The 20759-nt window shown below is 70.8% G+C and carries 12 protein-coding genes; 4 read left to right on the top strand and 8 right to left on the bottom strand.

From position 1 onward, the window contains the following. Window positions 1–99: 99 nt before the first annotated feature. From pepN (ACZ53N_RS23770) to ACZ53N_RS23760, 3 genes are all read right to left on the bottom strand, one after another. Window positions 100–2667: an aminopeptidase N gene (gene pepN / locus ACZ53N_RS23770; protein ID WP_469142824.1), complete on the bottom strand. Its 2568-nt coding sequence runs from the start codon at window positions 2665–2667 to the stop codon at window positions 100–102. 217 nt (window positions 2668–2884) lie between these two features. After that, complete coding sequence (locus ACZ53N_RS23765; RefSeq protein WP_469142823.1) at window positions 2885–3913, bottom strand: aspartate-semialdehyde dehydrogenase; 1029 nt, start codon at window positions 3911–3913, stop codon at window positions 2885–2887. A gap of 197 nt (window positions 3914–4110) precedes the next feature. Then, window positions 4111–7413 (bottom strand): S8 family serine peptidase, encoded by a 3303-nt coding sequence (locus tag ACZ53N_RS23760; protein WP_469142822.1) that lies wholly within the window; start codon window positions 7411–7413, stop codon window positions 4111–4113. 506 nt (window positions 7414–7919) lie between these two features. On the opposite strand from ACZ53N_RS23760, the gene ACZ53N_RS23755 reads away from it, so the two are divergent. Beyond that, a complete protein-coding gene (locus ACZ53N_RS23755) occupies window positions 7920–9650 on the top strand; it encodes a TIGR03767 family metallophosphoesterase (RefSeq protein ID WP_469142821.1) in 1731 nt (576 codons plus the stop codon). Between the two features lie 225 nt (window positions 9651–9875). Here ACZ53N_RS23755 and ACZ53N_RS23750 read toward each other — a convergent pair whose 3' ends face one another. Both ACZ53N_RS23750 and pepN (ACZ53N_RS23745) read right to left on the bottom strand, forming a co-directional pair. Beyond that, complete coding sequence (locus ACZ53N_RS23750; protein WP_469142869.1) at window positions 9876–10922, bottom strand: hypothetical protein; 1047 nt, start codon at window positions 10920–10922, stop codon at window positions 9876–9878. A gap of 137 nt (window positions 10923–11059) precedes the next feature. Continuing rightward, a complete protein-coding gene (gene pepN / locus ACZ53N_RS23745) occupies window positions 11060–13666 on the bottom strand; it encodes an aminopeptidase N (protein ID WP_469142820.1) in 2607 nt (868 codons plus the stop codon). 113 nt (window positions 13667–13779) lie between these two features. Here pepN (ACZ53N_RS23745) and ACZ53N_RS23740 point away from each other — a divergent pair, with 113 nt between their 5' ends. After that, window positions 13780–14418: a DsbA family oxidoreductase gene (locus ACZ53N_RS23740; RefSeq protein WP_469142819.1), complete on the top strand. Its 639-nt coding sequence runs from the start codon at window positions 13780–13782 to the stop codon at window positions 14416–14418. 263 nt (window positions 14419–14681) lie between these two features. Here ACZ53N_RS23740 and ACZ53N_RS23735 read toward each other — a convergent pair whose 3' ends face one another. From ACZ53N_RS23735 to ACZ53N_RS23725, 3 genes are all read right to left on the bottom strand, one after another. Next, the gene (locus tag ACZ53N_RS23735; RefSeq protein WP_130877757.1) at window positions 14682–15323 is read right to left on the bottom strand and encodes a superoxide dismutase; all 642 of its coding nucleotides are present in this window, start codon (window positions 15321–15323) and stop codon (window positions 14682–14684) included. Between the two features lie 164 nt (window positions 15324–15487). Next, window positions 15488–16924: an amino acid permease gene (locus ACZ53N_RS23730; protein ID WP_469142818.1), complete on the bottom strand. Its 1437-nt coding sequence runs from the start codon at window positions 16922–16924 to the stop codon at window positions 15488–15490. A gap of 160 nt (window positions 16925–17084) precedes the next feature. Beyond that, the gene (locus ACZ53N_RS23725) at window positions 17085–18494 is read right to left on the bottom strand and encodes an amino acid permease (protein ID WP_469142817.1); all 1410 of its coding nucleotides are present in this window, start codon (window positions 18492–18494) and stop codon (window positions 17085–17087) included. A gap of 630 nt (window positions 18495–19124) precedes the next feature. Between ACZ53N_RS23725 and ACZ53N_RS23720 the strand changes: the two genes are divergently transcribed. Together ACZ53N_RS23720 and ACZ53N_RS23715 are read left to right on the top strand one after the other, a co-directional pair. Next, window positions 19125–19727 carry a biotin transporter BioY gene (locus tag ACZ53N_RS23720; RefSeq protein ID WP_469142816.1) on the top strand — a complete coding sequence of 201 codons (603 nt, stop codon included), beginning with the start codon at window positions 19125–19127 and terminating at the stop codon, window positions 19725–19727. Between the two features lie 269 nt (window positions 19728–19996). Continuing rightward, window positions 19997–20737: a CAP domain-containing protein gene (locus ACZ53N_RS23715; protein WP_469142815.1), complete on the top strand. Its 741-nt coding sequence runs from the start codon at window positions 19997–19999 to the stop codon at window positions 20735–20737. The last annotated feature ends 22 nt before the right edge of the window (window positions 20738–20759 follow it).

The raw sequence follows: 20759 nt of genomic DNA, 5'->3' as shown, positions 1-20759 counted from the left end.
GGAAGGGAGGAAGCCCCACAAGAGGGGGGGAAAGACTCGGGGGCCCCCCCCCCCCCCCCCCCCCCCCCCCGCCCCCGTTTCTGTCGTCTCCTACGGGCGTCAGGCCGCCGCGGCGTCCGCCGCCTGGGCCTTCAGCGCGCGCTCGACACCCGCGCGGGACTCGGTGACCAGCCGGCGCAGGGCCGCGTTCGGCCCGGCCGAGGCCAGCCACGCGTCCGTCGCGTCCAGCGTGTCCTGCGACACCAGCAGGGACGGGTAGAGACCGACCGCGATCTGCTGCGCGATCTCGTGGCTGCGGCTCTCCCAGATGTCCTTGACCACCGCGAAGTACTTCTCGCTGTAGGGGGCGAGCAGCTCGCGCTGGTCGGTCTGGACGAAGCCGCCGATGACCGCTTCCTGCACCGCGTTGGGCAGCTTGTCGGACTCCACGACCGCGGCCCACGCCTCGGCCTTCGCCTCGGCCGTGGGACGCGCGGCGCGTGCCGAGGCGGCGTGCCGCTCGCCCGCCGAGGTCTTGTCGCGCTCCAGCTCCGCCGCGATGGCCTTCTCGTCGGCGCGGCCGGTGGCGGCGAGACGCTCCAGCAGCGCCCAGCGCAGCTCGGTGTCGACGGCGAGGCCCTCGATCACCTCCGTGCCGTCCAGCAGCCCCTGGAGCAGGTCGAGCTGGTCACCGGTGCGGGCCGTGTCGGCGAACGCGCGGGCCCACGCCAGCTGGTGGTCGCTGCCGCCCTCGGCGGCGCGCAGCTGCTCGAGCGTCGCCTCGGTCCACCGCGCCAGACCGCTCTCGCGCCAGTCGGGGGCCGCGTACAGGTCCAGGGCGAGCTTCGCCTGGCGCTGCAGCGACTGCACCACGCCGATGTCCGACTCCTTGGTGACGCCGGACAGCACCAGCGAGAGGTAGTCGCGGGTGGCCAGCTCGCCGTCGCGCGTCATGTCCCACGCGGAGGCCCAGCACAGGGCGCGCGGGAGGGACTCGGTGAAGTCGCCCAGGTGCGCGGTGACGGTCGCCAGCGACTCGGCGTCCAGCCGCACCTTCGCGTAGCTCAGGTCGTCGTCGTTGAGCAGCACGACGGCCGGGCGGGCCCGGCCCACCAGTGCCTCGACGGGCGTCAGCTCGCCGTCGACGTCCAGCTCGACGCGGTCCTTGCGGACCAGCTTGCCGTCCTCGTGCTCGTACAGGCCGATCGCGATGCGGTGCGGGCGCAGCGTCGGCTCACCCTTGGCGCCGGCGGGCAGCGCCGGGGCCTCCTGCTTGACGGCGAAGGAGGTGATGACGCCGTCGGCGTCCGTGGTGATCTCCGGGCGCAGGATGTTGATCCCGGCCGTCTCCAGCCATGCCTTCGACCAGGTCTTGAGGTCACGCCCGGAGGTTTTCTCCAGTGCGCCCAGCAGATCGGACAGCCGGGTGTTGCCGAAGGCGTGCGCCTTGAAGTACGCCTGCACGCCCCGGAAGAACTCGTCCTGCCCCACGTACGCCACCAACTGCTTGAGCACGGAGGCGCCCTTGGCGTAGGTGATGCCGTCGAAGTTGACCAGGACGTCGTCCAGGTCGCGGATGTCCGCCATGATCGGGTGGGTGGACGGCAACTGGTCCTGCCGGTACGCCCAGGTCTTCATGGAGTTCGCGAACGTGGTCCACGAGTGCGGCCACTTCGAGCCCGGCGCGTACGCCTGGCAGGCGATGGAGGTGTACGTGGCGAACGACTCGTTCAGCCACAGGTCGTTCCACCACTCCATGGTGACCAGGTCGCCGAACCACATGTGGGCGAGCTCGTGCAGGATCGTCTCCGCCCGCACCTCGTACGCCGCGTCCGTCACCTTCGAGCGGAAGACGTACTGGTCGCGGATGGTGACCGCGCCCGCGTTCTCCATCGCGCCCGCGTTGAACTCCGGCACGAACAGCTGGTCGTACTTGGCGAAGGGGTACGCGTAGTCGAACTTCTCCTCGAACCACTCGAAGCCCTGCCGCGTGACCTCGAAGATGGCGTCCGCGTCGAGGAACTCGGCGAGCGAGGGACGGCAGTAGATGCCGAGCGGGACGCTGCGCCCGTCCTTCTCGTACGCGCTGTGCACGCTGTGGTACGGGCCGACGATCAGCGCGGTGATGTAGCTGGAGATCCGCGGCGTCGGCTCGAAGCGCCAGACGTTGTCGGCGGGCTCGGGGGTCGGCGAGTTCGAGATGACCGTCCAGCCCTCGGGCGCCTTCACCGTGAACTGGAAGGTGGCCTTGAGGTCCGGCTGCTCGAAGGAGGCGAACACGCGGCGCGCGTCCGGCACCTCGAACTGTGTGTAGAGATAGGCCTGCTGGTCGACCGGGTCGACGAACCGGTGCAGTCCCTCACCGGTGTTGGTGTACGCGCAGTCCGCGACGACCGTGAGCTCATTGCGCCCGGCGAGCAGGCCCGGCAGCGCGATCCGGCTGTCGGCGAACACCTCGGCGGCGTCGAGCGCGGTGCCGTTCAGCACCACCTCGTGCACGGCGGGGGCCACCAGGTCGATGAACGACTCCGCGCCCGCCTCGGCCGCGTCGAAGCGGACCGTGGTCTTCGACCGGTAGGTGCCGCCCTCCTGCGCGCCGGAGAGGTCGAGGTCGATCTCGTACGAGTCGACGGTGAGCAGACTCGCCCGCCGCCGCGCCTCTTCGCGGGTCAGATTCGTTCCAGGCACCTGGGCATCTCCTTAACATCGCGACTTTCCGCCCATCCTTCCACGCGGATGGGGGCGGGCGCCCGTGTTAATCCGGCTGCGGGCCGCCCGTGCCGCCTGCGGCGGCGAGCGCCCTGCGGGCGCGTCCTCAAACGCCGGACGGGCTGCGCATGCAGCCCGTCCGGCGATTGAGGACACCGCCGCGCAGCGGTGGTGCGGACGACGTGCCCCGAAGGCGTCAGCCCCGAAGCTCGGCCGCCACCAGCTCCGCGATCTGCACGGCGTTGAGCGCCGCGCCCTTGCGGAGGTTGTCGTTGGAGAGGAACAGCGCGAGAGCGTTCTCGGCGGTCTCGTCGGCGCGGATCCGGCCCACGTAGCTGACGTCCTGGCCGGCCGCCTGGAGCGGGGTCGGGATCTCGGAGAGGGCGACCCCGGGCGCGTCCTTCAACAGCTCGTGCGCGCGCTCGACGCTCAGCGGACGCTCGAAGCGCGCGTTGATCTGGAGCGAGTGGCCGGAGAAGACCGGGACGCGGACACAGGTGCCGGAGACCTTGAGGTCCGGGATCTCCATGATCTTGCGGGACTCGTTGCGGAGCTTCTGCTCCTCGTCCGTCTCGAAGCTGCCGTCGTCGACGATCGAGCCGGCCAGCGGCAGCACGTTGAAGGCGATGGGGCGCTTGTAGACACCGGGCTCGGGGAACGTCACGGCGTCACCGTCGAAGGCGAGCTGGTCGGCGGCCTCGGCGACCTGGCAGACCTGGGTGTGCAGCTCGGCGACGCCGGCCACGCCCGAGCCGGAGACGGCCTGGTAGGTGGTGGCGACCATGGCGGTCAGCCCGGCCTCGTCGTGCAGCGGACGCAGCACCGGCATGGCGGCCATGGTGGTGCAGTTGGGGTTGGCGATGATGCCCTTGGGGCGGTTCGCGATCGCGTGCGGGTTGACCTCGGAGACGACCAGCGGCACCTCGGGGTCCAGCCGCCAGGCGGAGGAGTTGTCGATCACCACGGCACCGGCCGCGGCGACCTTCTCCGCGAGGGCGCGGGAGGTGGCGCCGCCGGCCGAGAAGAGCACGATGTCCAGGCCGGAGTAGTCGGCGGTGGACGCGTCCTCGACGGTGATCTCGGTGCCCCGCCACGGCAGCGTGGACCCGGCGGAGCGGGCCGAGGCGAACAGCCGCAGCTCGGCGACGGGGAAGGCCCGCTCGTCGAGGATCTGGCGCATGACTCCGCCGACCTGACCGGTGGCTCCGACGATTCCGATCCTCACGGGCGCTCCCTACCTCATACGTTCAGTACGTCTGTACGCGAAAGACGGTGTTACCTGGCTCAACAGTTCCATCATGTGGTGCTACCCGCACCAAAAGTCCAATCCATTGCCGCAGGTCCCGGCCCTTCGGTGACCGGGATCACGAAGACGGGGCGGGCGCCCGTACGGCGCCCGCCCCGTGTGCCGTTCACCGAGGGTTACGACACGACCTTCTCGATCTTCACGCTGCCGCCGCCCGCGGCCGTGCCGGCCGCGTTGACCAGCTGGACGTCACCGAAGAAGGTGCGCCCTTCCGGGGCCGCGCCCGCGACCACGACCTGGGCCGTGACCTGGGCGGATGTGCCCGCGTCGAGCTTGACGACCGCGGTCGGGTCGACCTTGATCTCACCCAGCGCGGGGGCGAAGTACACATCGCGGTAGTCGTACTCCGCGCTGCCCGCGGGCACCTCGTAGCCGGTGACCTCGACGGTGTACTCGCCCGCCGCGGGCTTGCTCAGGCTGACCAGCTCGTCCGAGCCGCCGCTGGTGGAGGCGCCGACGGGCTTGCCGTCCTTGAAGACGGCCAGGTCCAGGTCCGCCTTGGGGTCGGAGGCGCCGCCGATGGCGGCGTCGAAGCGGGAGACGCCCTCGCCGAGAGTGACCTTGGTGGTCCGCTTCTCACCCTTCTTGATCGACGGCCGGTCGATCTTCGACGAGCCGAGCTGGCCGCCCTTGAGCCTGCCGTCGAGCGCGGCGAAGCCGTTGGTGGCCTTCCAGGTCACCGCGGTGGGGTTGCCGATCTTCGCCTCGGGCACGGTCTGCGTGGCCGGGTCGAAGGTGACGCCCAGCACGGAGGCCGTCAGCGCGTACGGGTTGTCGAGCAGCGGGGAGGTGCGACGGGACTCGACCTCGATCTCCCAGACGCCCGGCATCGGGTTGGCGTACGTCCGCAGCTCGGGGCGGCAGGTGTTGGCCGGGTTCGGGTAGTTCGGGTAGCAGTTGACCGTGGAGGTCGGATCGGCCGGGACGCCGTAGGGGCTGATGGCGATGAACCGGGTCTGGCTGCCCGTGGCCAGGCCGCCGAGCGAGACCTCCAGCGACTTGGCGCCCTTCGGCACCGTCACGAAGTACGAGGTGGAGGCGTTGCGCGTGGCCGTGCCCGAAGCCTTGACCACGTAGGACGGCTTCGCCAGTGGCTGTGCGACGACGACGGTCGACAGGATCTGCTTGTCGATGCCCTCGGTGCGGCCGTCGTCGACGGTCAGGATCGCGCTGTGGATGCCGGCCGCCTTGGCCTTGGCGCGCACCTTGACGGTGACCGGCTTGTTCAGCGGCAGCCGGACCTCGTTGTCGCCGACGATCTTGAACGTGCCGTCGTTGTTCTCCCAGCCCAGCTCGTGCCAGAGGGCACGGTCGGGGCCGGTGGTGCGGGTGACGACGACGTCGTACGTCTTGGTCTCGCCCGCCTTGAGGCCGCTCTCGCGGTCGTAGACGCCGGTGCCGAAGCCCGGGGTCTTCAGCGCGCCGGAGAGCGCCGTTGCGACCGGGGCCTTGACCGAGTACGCGTGGGCGGTGGCGCCCGCGCGCAGCGCGTCCCAGGCGTCCTCGATCTGCATCAGGCCCGCACCCTGCTCGTGCGGCTGGAAGCCCTTGATCTTCTTCGCGGTGCTGGTGAGCGCCGTGCGCAGATCGGCCGGGCTGAGCTTCATCTTCTTCTGCTTGGCGGCCGAGATCAGCAGCGCCGAGGCACCCGCGGCCTGCGGGGAGGCCATCGAGGTGCCCTGCAGCATGCCGTAGCCCGGCGGGAGCTGGTAGCCGGCTTCGGCGACGGGCGCGCCCGGCTCCCAGGTGGGAGTCGTGTTGATCGAGGCACCCGGGGCGGAGATCGTCGGGGTGAAGCCGCCGTCCTCACGCGGGCCGCGCGAGGAGAACGGCATCATCGCGTACTTGGTCTTGACTTCGGAGCCGTAGTTGGCGGCCCAGGTCTCCTTCGACACGGACGCGCCGACGCTGATGACCTTGTCGGCCAGGCCGGGGTCGCCGATGGTGTTGGTGCCGGGGCCGCTGTTGCCCGCCGAGATGACGAGCTGGACGCCGTAGTCGTCGATGAGCCGGTTGTACAGCTCGGAGCGGGCGTTGTTGCCGTCGTTCAGCGCGGGCAGCCCGCCGATCGACATGTTGACGATGTCGACGCCGCGGTTGACGACGAGGTCGATCATGCCCTCGGTGAGCGCCACGTTGGTGCAGCCACCGGACCAGGTGCAGGCGCGCGAGGAGACGAGCTTCGCGCCCGGGGCCGCGCCGTTCATCTTCCCGCCGAACAGGCCGTTGGCGGCGGTGATGCCCGCGACGTGGGTGCCGTGCTCGGACTCGATGACGCCGATGTTGACGAAGTCGGCCTTCTTGCCGACCCAGTCGCCGCCCTTCGGCGTCATCGACACGTCCTTGCGGATCTGGACGACGAAGGGGATGCGCTCGGCGATCGGGGTGTCGGGGTTGTCGGTCCCGAAGTAGCCGACCTGGTAACCGTCCTTGTACGGCTTCAGCTCGGCGTCGTTGCCGAAGTCGCCGTTGTCGTCGAGGTCGACGCGGACGGTGCCCTTGGCCTTGTCGTACAGGACCGCCCAGGCGTCGGTGGTGTCGCCGTCCCGGTTCAGGTCGCCCTTCATGTCGCCGCCGGCGGTCACGCTCTCCCGGAAGAGGCTGACGTCGTAGGACCCGGCGGGCACGGTGTAGTTGCGGCCGTTGAAGGAGAAGCTCGGCCCGGAGACGGAGTTCGTCATCGGCAGCCACGTGCCGTCCGCGTCCGCGAGCGGGTCGGTGGCGGTGACCCAGTCGACGATCTTGCGCTCGCCGGTGGTGGTCTTCTGCAGCGCGGGGTGGCCGAGGTCGACGCCGGAGTCGAGGATGCCGATGGTCACGCCGCGGCCGTCGGCCTTGGGGTGGTCCTCGACGAAGTCGACGGCACCGGTCTCGAAGGCCGGCTGGTAGGGGTTGGCGGCCGGGGTCTTCCTGCCCGGGCCGGGGTACGCCTTGGCCTTCGCGGTGCGCTCGCCCTTGACGGTGTCGGCGCGCGGCGTCGGGTCGGGAAGCTTGATCTCCTGCTGGAGGTCGATGCCGTGCACGGAGGCGAGCTTCTTCGCCTCGTCGATGGCGGCGTCGGCCTTGCCGGTCGGGACGGTGGCCCGGACGTAGCCGAGCTTGTCGTAGGACTCACCGACCGAGGCGCCCTTGATGGCGCCGAGCTTGTCCTTGATCTGCTCGGTCCCGCCGGGGGCCGTCGCGATCATCATGGTGACGGTCTTGGCGCCGTCGGCCTTGGCGTCGGCGAGCAGCTTCGCGTCGTGCGAACCGAGCTTGTCGGAGGACGACTTGACCGGGCCCGGGGCGGGCCGGGGGTCGTCGGCGAAGGCGGGCACGGCGCCCGCGGCGGTGAGCGCGGCCACGACGGAGGCCGCGACGGCTATTCGCGCCGCGCGTCTCGCGCCGCCGACGGGGGCGTGCTGGGGATCGGGGGTCATGAACATCCCTAGGTGACGACGTAGAAGGACGTACGAGGACCTGGCAGGGCCAGGGAGGAAGCGTCCGGAAATCGGAGCCGGATGAGCGCCCACTTTTATGGAAGTGACGGGGGTTTGGGGAGAGTTGTCGGGGTGGGAAAGTAAGGATGGCGTAAACCCGCCATGCGCCACACGGGATGAAGCATGCCGAAGGCCGTGAAGCGGTCAGGGGCGTTCTCGCAGCTCAGCGCGTGTAAGGCAAACGGACTACACCACCGCCCCCGTGACCGGCGGGGCCATTCCCCTCGCGAGTGAACGCTGAGTGAGCGTCAGCGCGCCAGGGGACGAGTGCTGTATGTCTGTTCGCAATCGCCAAGATCGATGTGAGGTGATCGGCGGCGGCCGTTGCGGCCGCGTTCACGCCCAGGTCACCCGCGCTGCCAACGATCCTCACTGACAGAGCCGACTCACAGGACCGCAGCTCAGCAGCCCGTCCCGCCTTCGCGTTCGCACCGGGGAGACCGCATATGCCTCGCAGATCCCGTAGACCCGCAGGACTCGACCGCCGCACGTTCCTCGCTGCGGCGGGCGCCGTCGGCACCGCCACCGGGCTCGGAGTCGCCCTGGGGCCCGACAGCGGCCGGGCCGCCGCCCTGCAGCCCACGGCCGACACCACCGAGAGCGCGGCCGCCCCGGAGGAGGTCGCGGCAGGCACCCCCACCGGGGCCGGCACCACCCTCGTCTCCGTCGCCGCGCCCACCGGCACCACCGGCTACCGACGGCTCGGCGAGGGCCCCGGCTGGCCGCGCGTCGTGCGCTCCGAGCTCGCCGCCGGCCGGCCGGGCCGCGAGGACCGCCGTACCACACTGGCGTCCTTCGTGCAGTTCACGGACCTCCACCTGACGGATGTGCAGCACCCGCTGCGCTACGAGTTCTTCCGGGCCGGCGACGCCGGGGCCTGGCGTCCGCACGAGGCGCTCACCCTGCCCGGCGCCGTCGCCCTGGTCGAGCGCGTCAACAAGCTCCGCCGGGGACCCGCCACCGGTACGCCCCTGGGCTTCGTCATCACCACCGGCGACAACGGCGACGAGAACGCGAAGATCGAGACGGAGTGGTTCCTGACCGCCCTCAGCGGTGGCCGGATGAACCCCCAGACCGGCGACCCCCGCCGCTACGAGGGCGTCCAGGACAGCGGCCTCAAGCTGTACTGGCACCCCGACAGCGCCCTGAACGACGACGACAAGAAGCTCGGCTACCCCCGCATCCCCGGCTACCTCCGCGCCGCCACCCGCCGCGTCGACAGCCCCGGCCTGCGGATCCCCTGGTACTCGACCTTCGGCAACCACGACCTCCTCTCCGGCGGCTGCTACCCGGCCAAGGGCAGCTTCATCGAAGAGGTCTGCGTCGGGGACAAGAAGCTCCAGACCATCTCCGCCGCCGAGGCCAAGTGGCTCATGGAGGGCGAGGCCGCGGGCGTCGACCCCAAGGGCGAGCGCATCCGGGCGCTGCTGCGCGAGCACAAGAAGAACCTGCGCACGGTCACCGCCGACCCGCGCCGGGTGCCGCTGACCGCCCGCGAGTACATCGCCGCCCACCTCGACCCCGCCCACAAGGGGCGCGGACCGCTCGGCCACGGCTACACGCGCGCCAACCTCGACTCCGGCGAGCTCTACTACTCCTTCCGGGTCTCCGACCGGGTCGTCGGCATCAGCCTCGACACGACGGACCCCGGCGGCCACTACCAGGGCTCGCTGGGCACCGCCCAACTCCAGTGGCTGGAGCGGACGCTGAAGGACCACCGGGACGAGTACGCGCTGATCTTCAGCCACCACCCGAGCTGGAGCATGAACAACCTCACGCCCGACCCCGCCCGCCCGGGCGAGAAGCGGCACGACGGCAACGAGCTGATCGCCCTCCTCCAGCGCCACACCAACGTCCTGGCCTGGATCAACGGCCACAGCCACCGCAACCGGGTGCGGCCGCGCGGCAGCTTCTGGGAGGTCTCCACCGCCTCGCACGTGGACTACCCGCAGCTCGCGCGGGTCATCGAGGTCACCGACAACAAGGACGGCACGGTCTCGCTCTTCACCACCCTCATCGAATCGGCCGCCCCCTACCGCACCGACTACGCGGACCTCTCCCAGACCGGACTCGCCTCCCTCTACCGCGAACTGGCCTTCAACGCCCCGGGTTCGGACGGCTCCCTCGCCGGTTCACCCACCGACCGGAACACGGAGTTGTTGCTCGCGCGGGCCTGATCTCCCGCCTCTCGCCTGTCCGGCGAATCATCGACTGCGGGCGGTCCTTGCCGCCTGCGGCGGCGGGCGCCCGGCGGGCGCGTCCTCAAGCTCCCCCAGCTACCGCTGGGAGGTGCCCCCAGCGGGCTGATAGTGGCTGGGCTCAGCCGCCGAGCCCGTCCGGCGCTTGAGGACATCCGCCGCGCAGCGGTGGTGCGAACGGCACGGCCCAACGGGTCGACCCGCTCACTTCGGCAGGACGACGACGTACGCGGCGGGCTCGCGGTCGGCCGACGCCATCAAGGCGGTACGGGCCACCGCGGCCTGCTGCTCCGGCGCCTCGCGCAGCTTCTTCGGCGTGATGTGCACGACCAGGATGCCGAGCCGCTCCAGGCGGTCGCGTTTGCCCGCCTGCTCCGCCCAGAGCGCGTCGTCGTCCTGGCGCGGCGTCCGGGCGTCGATCTCCAGCGCCACCCCGTACTCCGGCCAGTAGGCGTCCACACCGCCCAGCCGCGGGCCGCCGGGCAGTCGCAGGTCCACGTTCCACAGCGGCTCGGGCAGCCCGTGCCCGCGCACCACGTCGTAGAGTCTGCTCTCCGCGATCGCCCGGCTCTCGGCGAGGAGGGTGTCGACGGCGTCCACCACGGCGGGCCGGTTCAGCAGCCGGGCGCGGGTCAACTCCCGTACCACGGCGCTTGCTTCGCAGTGGCCGCCGCGTACCGCCTCGGTCAGCAGCCGGTGCACCGTCGTCGGCTCGGCGAGGCTGCCCACCGCGTCGGCGACCGCGCGGGCGGGCGGTGCGACCGGCACCCCCGTCAGCCGGATCGGGCGCGGCAGGGTGTGGGCCCGCACCACCCGTACGAAGCCGGACGAGCGCAGCCGCCGGGTGCGCGGCACGAGGACGTCGATCCGGCCGAGGGAGATCAGCGGGGGAGCGGAGGTGAAGTCGTGCAGGGCCAGCGCCGCCAGCCCGGTGATCATGGCCTCGCCGTACGGGGCGGCCTCCGCCGCGGCGTCGGCGTCGCCCGGCCGCGGGCGGTCCGCCGCGGCCCGGGTGCGCGGCACGGTGTACAGCAGCCCGGCGTGCAGCCGCTCCTCGCTGGTCGGCGGGCCGGGGCGGAGCAGGAAGACGCCGGGCAGCAACTGCTGCCAGGGGCCGCCGGGCCGGCAGCGCTCGGTGACCGTGGTCCCCGGGACGCCGTGCTCGCGCAGTTGACGTGTCGTCAGAACGCGGTGCCGGACGTCGGAGCGGTGGTGCAGGGGGCGGGGGGACAGGGGGGTGTCGGGGTTCATGCCCCGGCCATTCCCGCTGTCCACCCACCTCCTAACCGCTGTTACACACCCGTCGGCAAATCAGGACAACTTCGCCCTAAAGTACGGGCGTTCGATGCCGATTACGGGCCGTCGCGCCACCGTCACCGATGGTGATTTCAGTTGGCCGCGCCCGTGTCGCAGTCCTGCGCCAGCAGTGCCCGCGCCAGGTCGTCCCGCTCCTCCAGCACCAGGCGCCGCAGCGCGGGCGCCGCGTCCTCGTGCGCCGCGAGCCAGGCGTCCGTCGCCTCCAGCGTCCGCCGGTCGTCCTGGAGCATCGGGAACAGCCCGCGCACCACGGCCATGGCGATCTCGATGGACCGCTCCCGCCACACCCGCTCGATCACCTCGAAGTAGCGGGCCGCGTAGGGCGCCAGCAGCTCCCGCTGCCCCGGCTGGTCGAAGCCCGCGATGGTGGCCTCGGCGAGAGCGTTGGAGAGGGCGTCGGACTCCACCACCGCCGCCCACGCCTCGGCCTTGACCTCCGCCGAGGGCCGCGAGGCCAGGCAGCGGACCTGGTGCCGCTTGCCGGAGGCGGTGTTGTCACGGGCCAGCTCGGCGGTGACGGCCTGCTCGTCGGCCGCGCCCCGGGCGGCGAGCGTGCCCAGGAGTGCCCAGCGCAGCTCCTGGTCGACCTCCAGGCCGTCGATCCTCGCGTTGCCGTCCAGCAGCCCGCGCAGCAGCTGCAGATCGGCCGCGCTCTTCGCCGTCTGCGCGAAGAACCGCATCCACGCCAGCTGGTGGCCGCTGCCGGGCTCGGCGAGCCGCAGTTCGCTCAGCGCGGCCTGGGCGAGCCGCCGGCCGCCCTCCTCGCGCCAGTCGGGCGCCACGTAGTGCACCAGGGCCGTCCGCGCGCAGCCGTGCAGCGTCTGGAGCACCCCGATGTCGCTCTCGGCCCCGGCGAACCGCTCCACCAGCCCCAGGTATTCGCGGGCGGGCAGCAGGCCGTCGCGGGTGAGGTTCCACAGCGCGGACCAGCACAGGGCGCGGGCGAGGGGGTCGGTGAGGTCGCCGAGGTGCTCCCGCAGGGTGGCGAGCGAGACCTCGTCGAAGCGGATCTTGCAGTAGGTGAGGTCGTCGTCGTTGACGAGGATCAGCTCGGGCCGCTCGGCCCCGGCCAGCTCGCTCACGACCGTGCGCGGACCGGCGACGTCCACCTCGGCGCGGGCGTAGCGCACGAGCGCGCCACTGATGTCCTCGCGGCGGTAGAGGCCCACAGCCACCCGGTGCGGGCGCAGCTCGGGGTGCGAGGCGGGGGCCTCCTGGAAGACGGAGAGCTCGGTGATCCGGTCGGCGTCGTCGTAGGTCGCGTGCGGGGTCAGGGAGTTGACCCCGGCCGTCTGGAGCCAGGACCGGGACCATGCGGTCATGTCGCGGCCCGAGGTCTCCTCCAGCACCCGCAGCAGGTCCGTCAGCCGGGTGTTGCCGAACGCGTGGCGCTTGAAGTAGCGCCGGGCGCCCTCGAGGAAGGCGTCCCGGCCCGCGTAGGCCACCAGCTGCTTGAGCACCGAGGCGCCCTTGGCGTAGGTGATGCCGTCGAAGTTGAGCTTGGCGTCCTCCAGGTCACGGATGTCGGCCGTGACGGGGTGGGTGGAGGGCAGCTGGTCGGCGCGGTAGGCCCAGGCCTTGCGCTGGTTGGCGAAGGTGATCCAGGCGTTCTCGAAGCGGGTCGCCTCCACCTGCGAGAAGGCGCCCATGAAGTCCGCGAAGGACTCCTTGAGCCACAGATCGTCCCACCACTCCATGGTGACCAGGTCGCCGAACCACATGTGCGCCATCTCGTGCAGGATGACGTTGGCCCGCCGCTCGTACGCCGCCTGCGTCACCTTGCCGCGGAAGACGAACTCCTCCCGGAAGGTCACGCACCCCGGGTTCTCCATGGCGCCGATGTTGTACTCCGGCACGAACGCCTGGTCGTACTTCCCGAAGGGGTACGGGTAGTCGAAGTGGTCGTGGAAGAAGTCCAGGCCCTGCTTGGTGACGGTGAAGACGTCCTCGGCGTCGAAGTGCTTGGCGAGACCCTTGCGGCACAGCGCGCCCAGCGGGATGTCGAGGACGGTCCCGTCGTCGAACGTGCGGCGGTAGTGGTCGCGGACGACGTGGTACGGGCCGGCGACGACGGCCGTGATGTAGGTGGAGATCGGCTTCGTCGGCACAAAGCTCCACGTGGTGCCGTCGATGCCGTCGGCGCTCGCCGGGCGGGGCTCGCCGTCCTGCGCGCCGTTGCTGAGCACCGTCCAGCCGGTGGGCGCGGTCACCGTGAAGGTGAAGGGGGCCTTGAGGTCCGGCTGCTCGAAGTTCGCGAAGACACGGCGGGCGTCGGCGGGCTCGTACTGCGTGTAGAGGTAGACCTCGCCGTCCTCGGGGTCGACGAAGCGGTGCATGCCCTCGCCGGTGCGGCTGTACGCGCACTGGGCGTCCACGACCAGCGTGTTCTCGGCGGCGAGGGACGCCAGCTCGATCCGGGTCCCGTCGAAGACGGCCTTGGCATCCAGCTCCGTGCCGTTGAGCGTGACGGCGGTCACCGACGGCGCCACCAGGTCCGCGAACGTGCTCGCCCCCGGCTCGGCGCAACGGAAGCGGATGGTGGTCACCGAACGGAACGTGCGGGGCTCCGGGCCGGCGCCCACCGCGGACCGCAGGTCGAGTGCCACCTCGTAGCCGTCCACGGTCAGCAGCGCGGCCCGCTCGCGGGCCTCCTCACGGGTCAGGTTCTCACCGGGCACGACGGGACTCCCTCGGATGAATGTCACGTATGTCGAATGTCGAACACCAGGAATCATGGCACGCGGGTCGGTTGTTGATTCAGCTACTGACCTGCCCGGATGAGGAGACCCGCGTGACCGTTTCGGAGAAGACCCCCGTCGACTTCTGGTTCGACCCGATCTGCCCCTGGGCGTGGATGACCTCGCGCTGGATGCTCGAGGTGGAGAAGGTCCGCCCGGTCGAGGTGCGCTGGCACGTCATGAGCCTTGCGGTGCTGAACGAGGACAAGCTCGACCAGGTGCCCGAGGAGTTCCGCGAGTACCTGCGCACGGGCGCCTGGGGCCCGGTGCGGGTCCTGATCGCGGCGGCGAAGGAGTACGGCGACGAGGTGCTCGGCCGGCTGTACACCGCGCTCGGTACCCGCTTCCACAACGAGGACCTGCCGCGCGACCGCGAGACGATCGTGGCCGCCCTGGCCGAGGCGGGCCTGCCGGCCCGGCTGGCGGACGCCGCCGGATCCGACGCCCTCGACGCCGATCTGCGCGTCTCGCACAAGGAGGGCATCGAGAAGGTCGGGCAGGAGGTCGGCACCCCGGTCATCGCCGTCCCCGGTCCGGACGGCGGCCAGGTGGCCTTCTTCGGTCCGGTCGTCACCCCCGCCCCCAAGGGCGAGGCGGCGGCCAGACTCTGGGACGGCACGCTGCTGGTCGCCTCGACGCCCGGTTTCTACGAGCTGAAGCGCACCCGGACGCGGGGCCCGGTCTTCGACTGAGGCGCACCGACCGCTGCGCGGCGGTGTCCGCTGAGCTCAGCCACATCAAGCCCGTCCGGCGTTTGAGGACGTGCCCGAAGGGCGCTCGCCGCCGCAGGCGGCAACGACGGCCCGCAGCCGAAGGCCCGCCGAACAGGCCATGATGGGGAAAGGCCCCCGCGCGATGCGACCGTGCGGGGGCCTTCCGTATGCCTGCCGCGTGAAGGGTGAGAAGACGATCACGAGCAGGCCGTGCGCGGGGTGCCGCTCGGGCACCCGGGGTGTTACGGGACCAGCAGGAGCGTGTTGCCCCGCTCCTTGGCCGCGGCGTAACGGGCGGCGACGTCCTGCCAGTTGACGACCTGCCACATGGCCTCGATGAAGTCCACCTTCTGGTTCTTGTACTGAAGGTAGAAGGCGTGCTCCCAGGCGTCGAAGACCAGGATCGGGACCGAGCCCTGGCCGACGTTGCCCTGGTGGTCGTAGACCTGCTCGACGATGAGCCGGCCGCTGACCTGCTCGTAGGCCAGCACGCCCCAGCCGGAGCCCTGGGTGGTGGCCGAGGCCTTGGTCAGCTGGGCCTTGAACTTCTCGAAGGAGCCGAAGGACTCCGCGATGGCGTCGGCCAGCTCGCCCACGCCGTCCTTGTCGAGGGGCTCGCCGCCGCCGTCACCGGTCATGTTCTGCCAGTAGATGCTGTGCAGGATGTGACCGGAGAGGTGGAAGGCCAGGCTCTTCTCCAGGCCGTTGATCGCGCCCCACTGGTCCTTGTCGCGGGCCTCGGCGAGCTGCTCGAGGGTGTCGTTCGCGCCCTTGACGTACGCCGCGTGGTGCTTGTCGTGGTGCAGCTCAATGATCTTCGCGTCGATGACGGGCTGGAGCGCCGCGTAATCGTAGGGAAGTTCGGGAAGTGTGTAGATGGCCATGCCGAGCCCTCCGACTGCTTATTGCAATTAACTTGCAGGTAAACGCTATCAGCAAGTGCGTCTGAGGTGCCGTCACGGGGCCGGTCTTCCGTCGAAAGACCGAGGCGGGGTAGGTCCTGAAGATCAGGACCTACCCCGCCTCGGTGCCGGGATGTGGTGGGCCGTCAGCGCTTGGCGGCCGCCGCCGCGCGCTGCTTGAGGTAGCCGATCAGGGCGAGGGCGAGCGTCAGTCCGGCCGTGAAGTACAGCTGGAGACGGGTCTCCTCCTCGCGCAGCATCAGCGCCAGGACCCCGACGATGCCGGCCAGGGCCAGCCAGGTCAGGTACGGGAAGAGCCACATGCGCACGATGAGCTTGTCCTGCGGGATCTGCCGGCGCCCCACGAGCTGGGACACCGCGATGAAGCCCCACACCACGAGCGTGGCCGCGCCGACCATGTTGAGCAGCCACTTGAAGATGGTGTCCGGCCACCAGTAGCTGAGCAGGACGGCGACGAAGCCGAAGGAGGCGGAGGCGATGACCGCGAGGCGCGGCACGCCGTTGCTGACCTTGGCGAGGACCTTCCAGCCCTGGCCGCGCGCGACGAGCGAGTACGCGATGCGCGAGGAACCGTAGATGTTCGCGTTCATCGCGGACAGCAGCGCCACCAGCACGACGACGTTCATGATCTGGCCGGCGTGCGGGATGTCCAGGTAGTCGAGGACCGCGACGTACGGGCCCTTGGCGGTCACCGACGGGTCGTTCCAGGGGATCAGGGTGACGACGATGGCCAGCGAGCCGACGTAGAAGAGGGCGATGCGCCACATCGAGGTGCGGACCGCGCGGGCGACGCCCTCACGCGGCTTCTCGGACTCGGCCGCCGCGATGGTCACCGTCTCCAGGCCGCCGTAGGCGAAGACGGAGGCGAGCAGGCCGACGACGAGTCCGTCGAGGCCGGTGGGGAAGAAGCCGCCGTTGCCGGTGAGGTTGTCGGCCCCCGGGGCGTCGGTGCCGGGCAGGACGCCCACGATGGCGAGCACGCCGAGGATCAGGAAGAGGCTGATCGCGCCGACCTTCAGCGTCGCGAACCAGAACTCGAACTCACCGAAGTTGGCGACCGCGGCCAGGTTGGTGACCGTGAAGACGACCATGAACAGCGCGACCCACATCCAGGACGAGGTGTCCGGGAACCAGCCGACCATGATCTTCGCCGCGCCTATCCCCTCGGCGGCGACGGCGACGCACAGCAGGGTCCAGAACACCCAGCCGGAGGTGAAGCCCGCCCACGGGCCGATCGTGCGCTCCGCGTGCACCGAGAAGCTGCCGGAGGCCGGGTTGGCCGCCGACATCTCACCGAGCATGCGCATCACGAGCATCACCAGCAGCCCGGACGCCGCATAGGCGAGCACGACCGCGGGGCCGGCGGCGGCGATGCCGCCGCCGGAGCCGACGAAGAGCCCCGCGCCGATGACGCCACCGAGCGCGATCATCGACAGATGCCGCTGCTTGAGGCTGTGCGACAGGGCCCCGGCGTCGGTGCCGACGCCATTGGCCGGAACGGCGGTGTTCGATTTCGGGTCGGAGGCCGCGCACTCAGGCGGAGAGGGGGGTATACCGGTCATGATCGTGTCTGCCCCGTTGGGTGTGAGCGGAAAAGTTGCCTCAGTGTGAAGGCCACGTTCGCTCAGGACAACACCCTTTGCAGAGGTGTCCGATATTCAGACGTCGGTATGACCGTGCGTACCTGATGTATCGCCAGAACAAACGTGTTTTACGGCCGATCTATCGGGCCGGGCGGCCCGTCGCGCGCAGCCGGAGCTCGCGCAGCCCCGCGACCACGAGCACCGCGCCCGTCGCCGCCGCCGACCACAGCAACTGCGGCCGGGCCTCGTCGTCGGTCAGCATGAGCACCAGCACGGCACCCATCGCGGCCAGGGCGACCCAGGTCAGATAGGGGAAGCACCACATGCGCAGGGTCAGCCGCTCCGGTGCGTCGCGCTCGATGCGCGGACGCAGCCGCAGTTGGGAGACGGCGATCAGGCCCCAGACGAAAAGCAGGACCGCGCCCACCGCGTTGAGCAGATAGTGAAAGATCGAATCCGGCCACTTCAAGTTCAATATGACCGAGATGAAGCCGAAAGCGACCGACGCGAAGACCGCTCGTCGGGGCACGCCACCGTCGGAGATCTTCAGCAGCGCGCGCGGCGCCTCCCCGCGCTCGGCGAGCGAGAAGACCATCCGCGACGAGCCGTAGAGGTTCGCGTTCAGCGCGGACAGCAGCGCCACGAAGACCACGATGTTCATGATCTGTCCGGCCCCGGGCACCCCGATGTGGTCGAGGACGGCCACGTAGGGGCTCTGCCCCGGCTTCATCGAGGACCAGGGGAGAAGGGTGACGATGACGAGCATCGAGCCGACGTAGAAGAAGAGGATGCGGTACACGGCGCTGCGCACCGCCCGGGCCACCGCGCGCGCCGGGTCGTCGGACTCGGCGGCGGCGATCGTGACGACCTCCAGGCCGCCGAAGGCGAAGACGACGGCGAGGACGCCGGAGACCACGCCGCTGACGCCGTTGGGCAGGAAGCCGCCCTGTCCGGTGAGATTGGTGAAGCCCACGGCCTCGGTGTCCGGCAGCACGCCGAAGATCGCCAGCAGGCTCAGGACCAGGAAGAGGACGATCGCGCCGACCTTGAGCGCCGCGAACCAGAACTCGAACTCGCCGAAGTTCTTCACCGCGGCGAGGTTGGCGGTGGTGAACACCACCATGAACAGCAGTACCCAGCCCCACTGCGGCACCGACGGCACCCAGCCATGGGCGATCTGCGCGGCGCCGGTCGCCTCCACGGCGAGCACGACCACGAGCAGGAACCAGTACAGCCAGCCCACCGAGAACCCGGCCCAGCGGCCCAGCGCCCGCTCCGCGTGCACCGAGAAGGCGCCCGAGGCGGGCATCGCCGAGGACATCTCGCCGAGCATCCGCATCACCAGCATCGCGAGCGCGCCCGCGATCAGATACGACACGATGATCCCCGGCCCCGCCACGGCGATCCCGGCCCCGGACCCGACGAACAGCCCGGCCCCGATCACTCCGCCCAGCCCGAGCATGGTCAGATGCCGCTGCTTCAGCCCCGCTGACAGTGGTTCTCTCTCGTCGCCGGTACGGGACTCGGCGACAGACGGTGCGTCGTGCATGGGGCTTCGTACTCTCGGGATCTGTGCGGTGCGCTGTGCGACGGGGCGGTGACGGACTAGGGGGCTCCGGATGTGTGGACTCCGCGAATCCGACTACTTCCGACAGATTCTCCCGACCGAGCGGTATGTGCCAAGCTGCGCAGGTCGGGGGTGACGAGCATCACGGTGGCGCTGGGTGCTGGCCTGTGCGCTTGCCGTTGCCACGGCTGGGCCGGTGGCGCGTAGCCGGTGGCACCACCGCTGCGCGGCGGTGTCCTCAATCGCCGGACGGGCTGGTTTTGGCTGGGCTTGGCTGTCATGGCCAGCCACATCAAGCCCGTCCGGCGATTGAGGACGCGCCCGCAGGGCGCTCGCCGCCGCAGGCGGCACAACCGGCCGGCAGTCGAGGATCCGCCGGCCAGGCGAGAGGCGCTCGCCGCCGCAGGCGGCAATACGGCCCGCAGTCGGAGGCGCCAGGCGGCACAGACGGCCCGCAGCCGCAGACGGCACAATCACCCCCGCCGGAGGCGCCAGGTTTGGAACTCTCCAAGCCGGAGGCCACCGCTTTGTCATGGGTGCCCGGTGCTCACGCGGTGACGCTCGGCTAACGTCAGGCTGTCCTTAATTGCCCAGTCACCTCGCGGAGTACCGATGGCCACCGCCGCTGCCTCAGTTTCCCGGACCGGTACGGTCCTCGCCGATCTGCTCCCCGCCTCCACCGCCGGCCGCGCCCGCGTCCGTGACGCGGCCCTGGTCCTGGGCGGCGCGGCCCTCACCGGCCTCACCGCCCAGATAGCCGTCCCGGTGCCCGGCTCGCCGGTCCCGGTCAGTGGTCAGACCTTCGCCGCGCTGCTGGTCGGCACCGCGCTGGGGGCCCGGCGCGGCTTCCTCTCCCTCGCGCTGTACGCCGTCGTCGGCATGGCGGGCATGCCGTGGTTCGCCGAGGCCAAGTCCGGCGCCGCGTTCCCGTCCTTCGGTTACGTCCTCGGCATGCTGCTCGCGGCGACCGTCGTGGGTGCCCTCGCCCGCCGCGGTGCCGACCGTTCCGTGCTGCGCACCGCCGGTGCCATGGCGCTGGGCTCCGCGATCATCTACGCGGTCGGTGTCCCCTACCTCGCGCTGGCCACGCACATGTCCTTCGCGGACGCCGTCGCCGCCGGTCTGACGCCCTTCCTGATCGGTGACGTCCTGAAGGCCGCCCTCGCGATGGGCGCGCTGCCCGCCGCCTGGAAGCTGCTGGACCGCCGGGGCTGACCCGCCCGCAGGCACCTCTCCCCGATACGGGCCGGGCCCGCACCACCTCGCGAAGAGGGGGGCGGGCCCGGCCCGTACACGCGTCCGCGGATTTTTGTTATCGGCGTCCGGCCGCCGCGTCTCCTGAGTGTTGGACCAGCACTCAGCAGACCCCGCACCGGAAGTGGATCCGCGTGAACCGTGAACCCGAGACTGTGACGTTCGACCCCGCCCCCGAGGGAAGCCGGCGCTCCCGCCGGAACCGGGGCAGGCGCCCGCGACGAGCCGTGATGGTGACCGGGGCGGTGGCCCTGATAGCCGTCGCCGGTGGCGGCTACGGCGTGGCCCAGGCGGTCGGGGGCGGCGGCGGGGACAGCCGTCCGGCCGCCGGGGCGGCCTCGGTGCGGGACGGGCGCCAGGCCACCGAGCCGGCCGCCGTCGCCGCCGGGAAGAAGAAGGCGACCCCGGCCGCCACCGCCGGCGCCTCCGCGAAGCCGAAGAAGAAGCCCGAGGAGACCGGCAAGGGGACGGCGGACCCGGCGAAGGCCGGCAAGAAGAGCGGGTCCCCCGCCAAGCCCAAGCCCAAGCCGACGAAGAAGCCCAAGCCGAAGCCCAAGCCCAAGGGCACCCCGGCGGGCGGGCCGACCGCACGCCTCGCGCAGCAGGTCGTGGAGATGGTCAACGCGGAGCGGGCCCGCGCCGGCTGCTCGCCCGTCACCGTCAACGCCAAGCTCCGGGCCGCGGCCCAGGGCCACTCCGACGACATGGCCGCCCGCGACTACTACGACCACACCTCCCCCGAGGGCAAGAGCCCCGGCGACCGGATCACGGCCGCCGGATACCGCTGGAGCACCTACGGCGAGAACATCTTCAAGAGCCCCAAGGACGCCCGTACGGCGATGGACGGCTGGATGAAGAGCCAGGGGCACCGGGACAACATCCTGAACTGCTCCTTCAAGGAGATAGGCGTCGGCATCAACCTCAGCGCCAACGGTCCCTGGTGGACCCAGAACTTCGGCGCTTCCCGCTAGAGCCCGGCCGGCGGATCTTCGC

The organism is Streptomyces sp. NPDC033229 (genome assembly GCF_055576875.1).
This window is presented reverse-complemented; position numbering and strand designations above follow the sequence as displayed.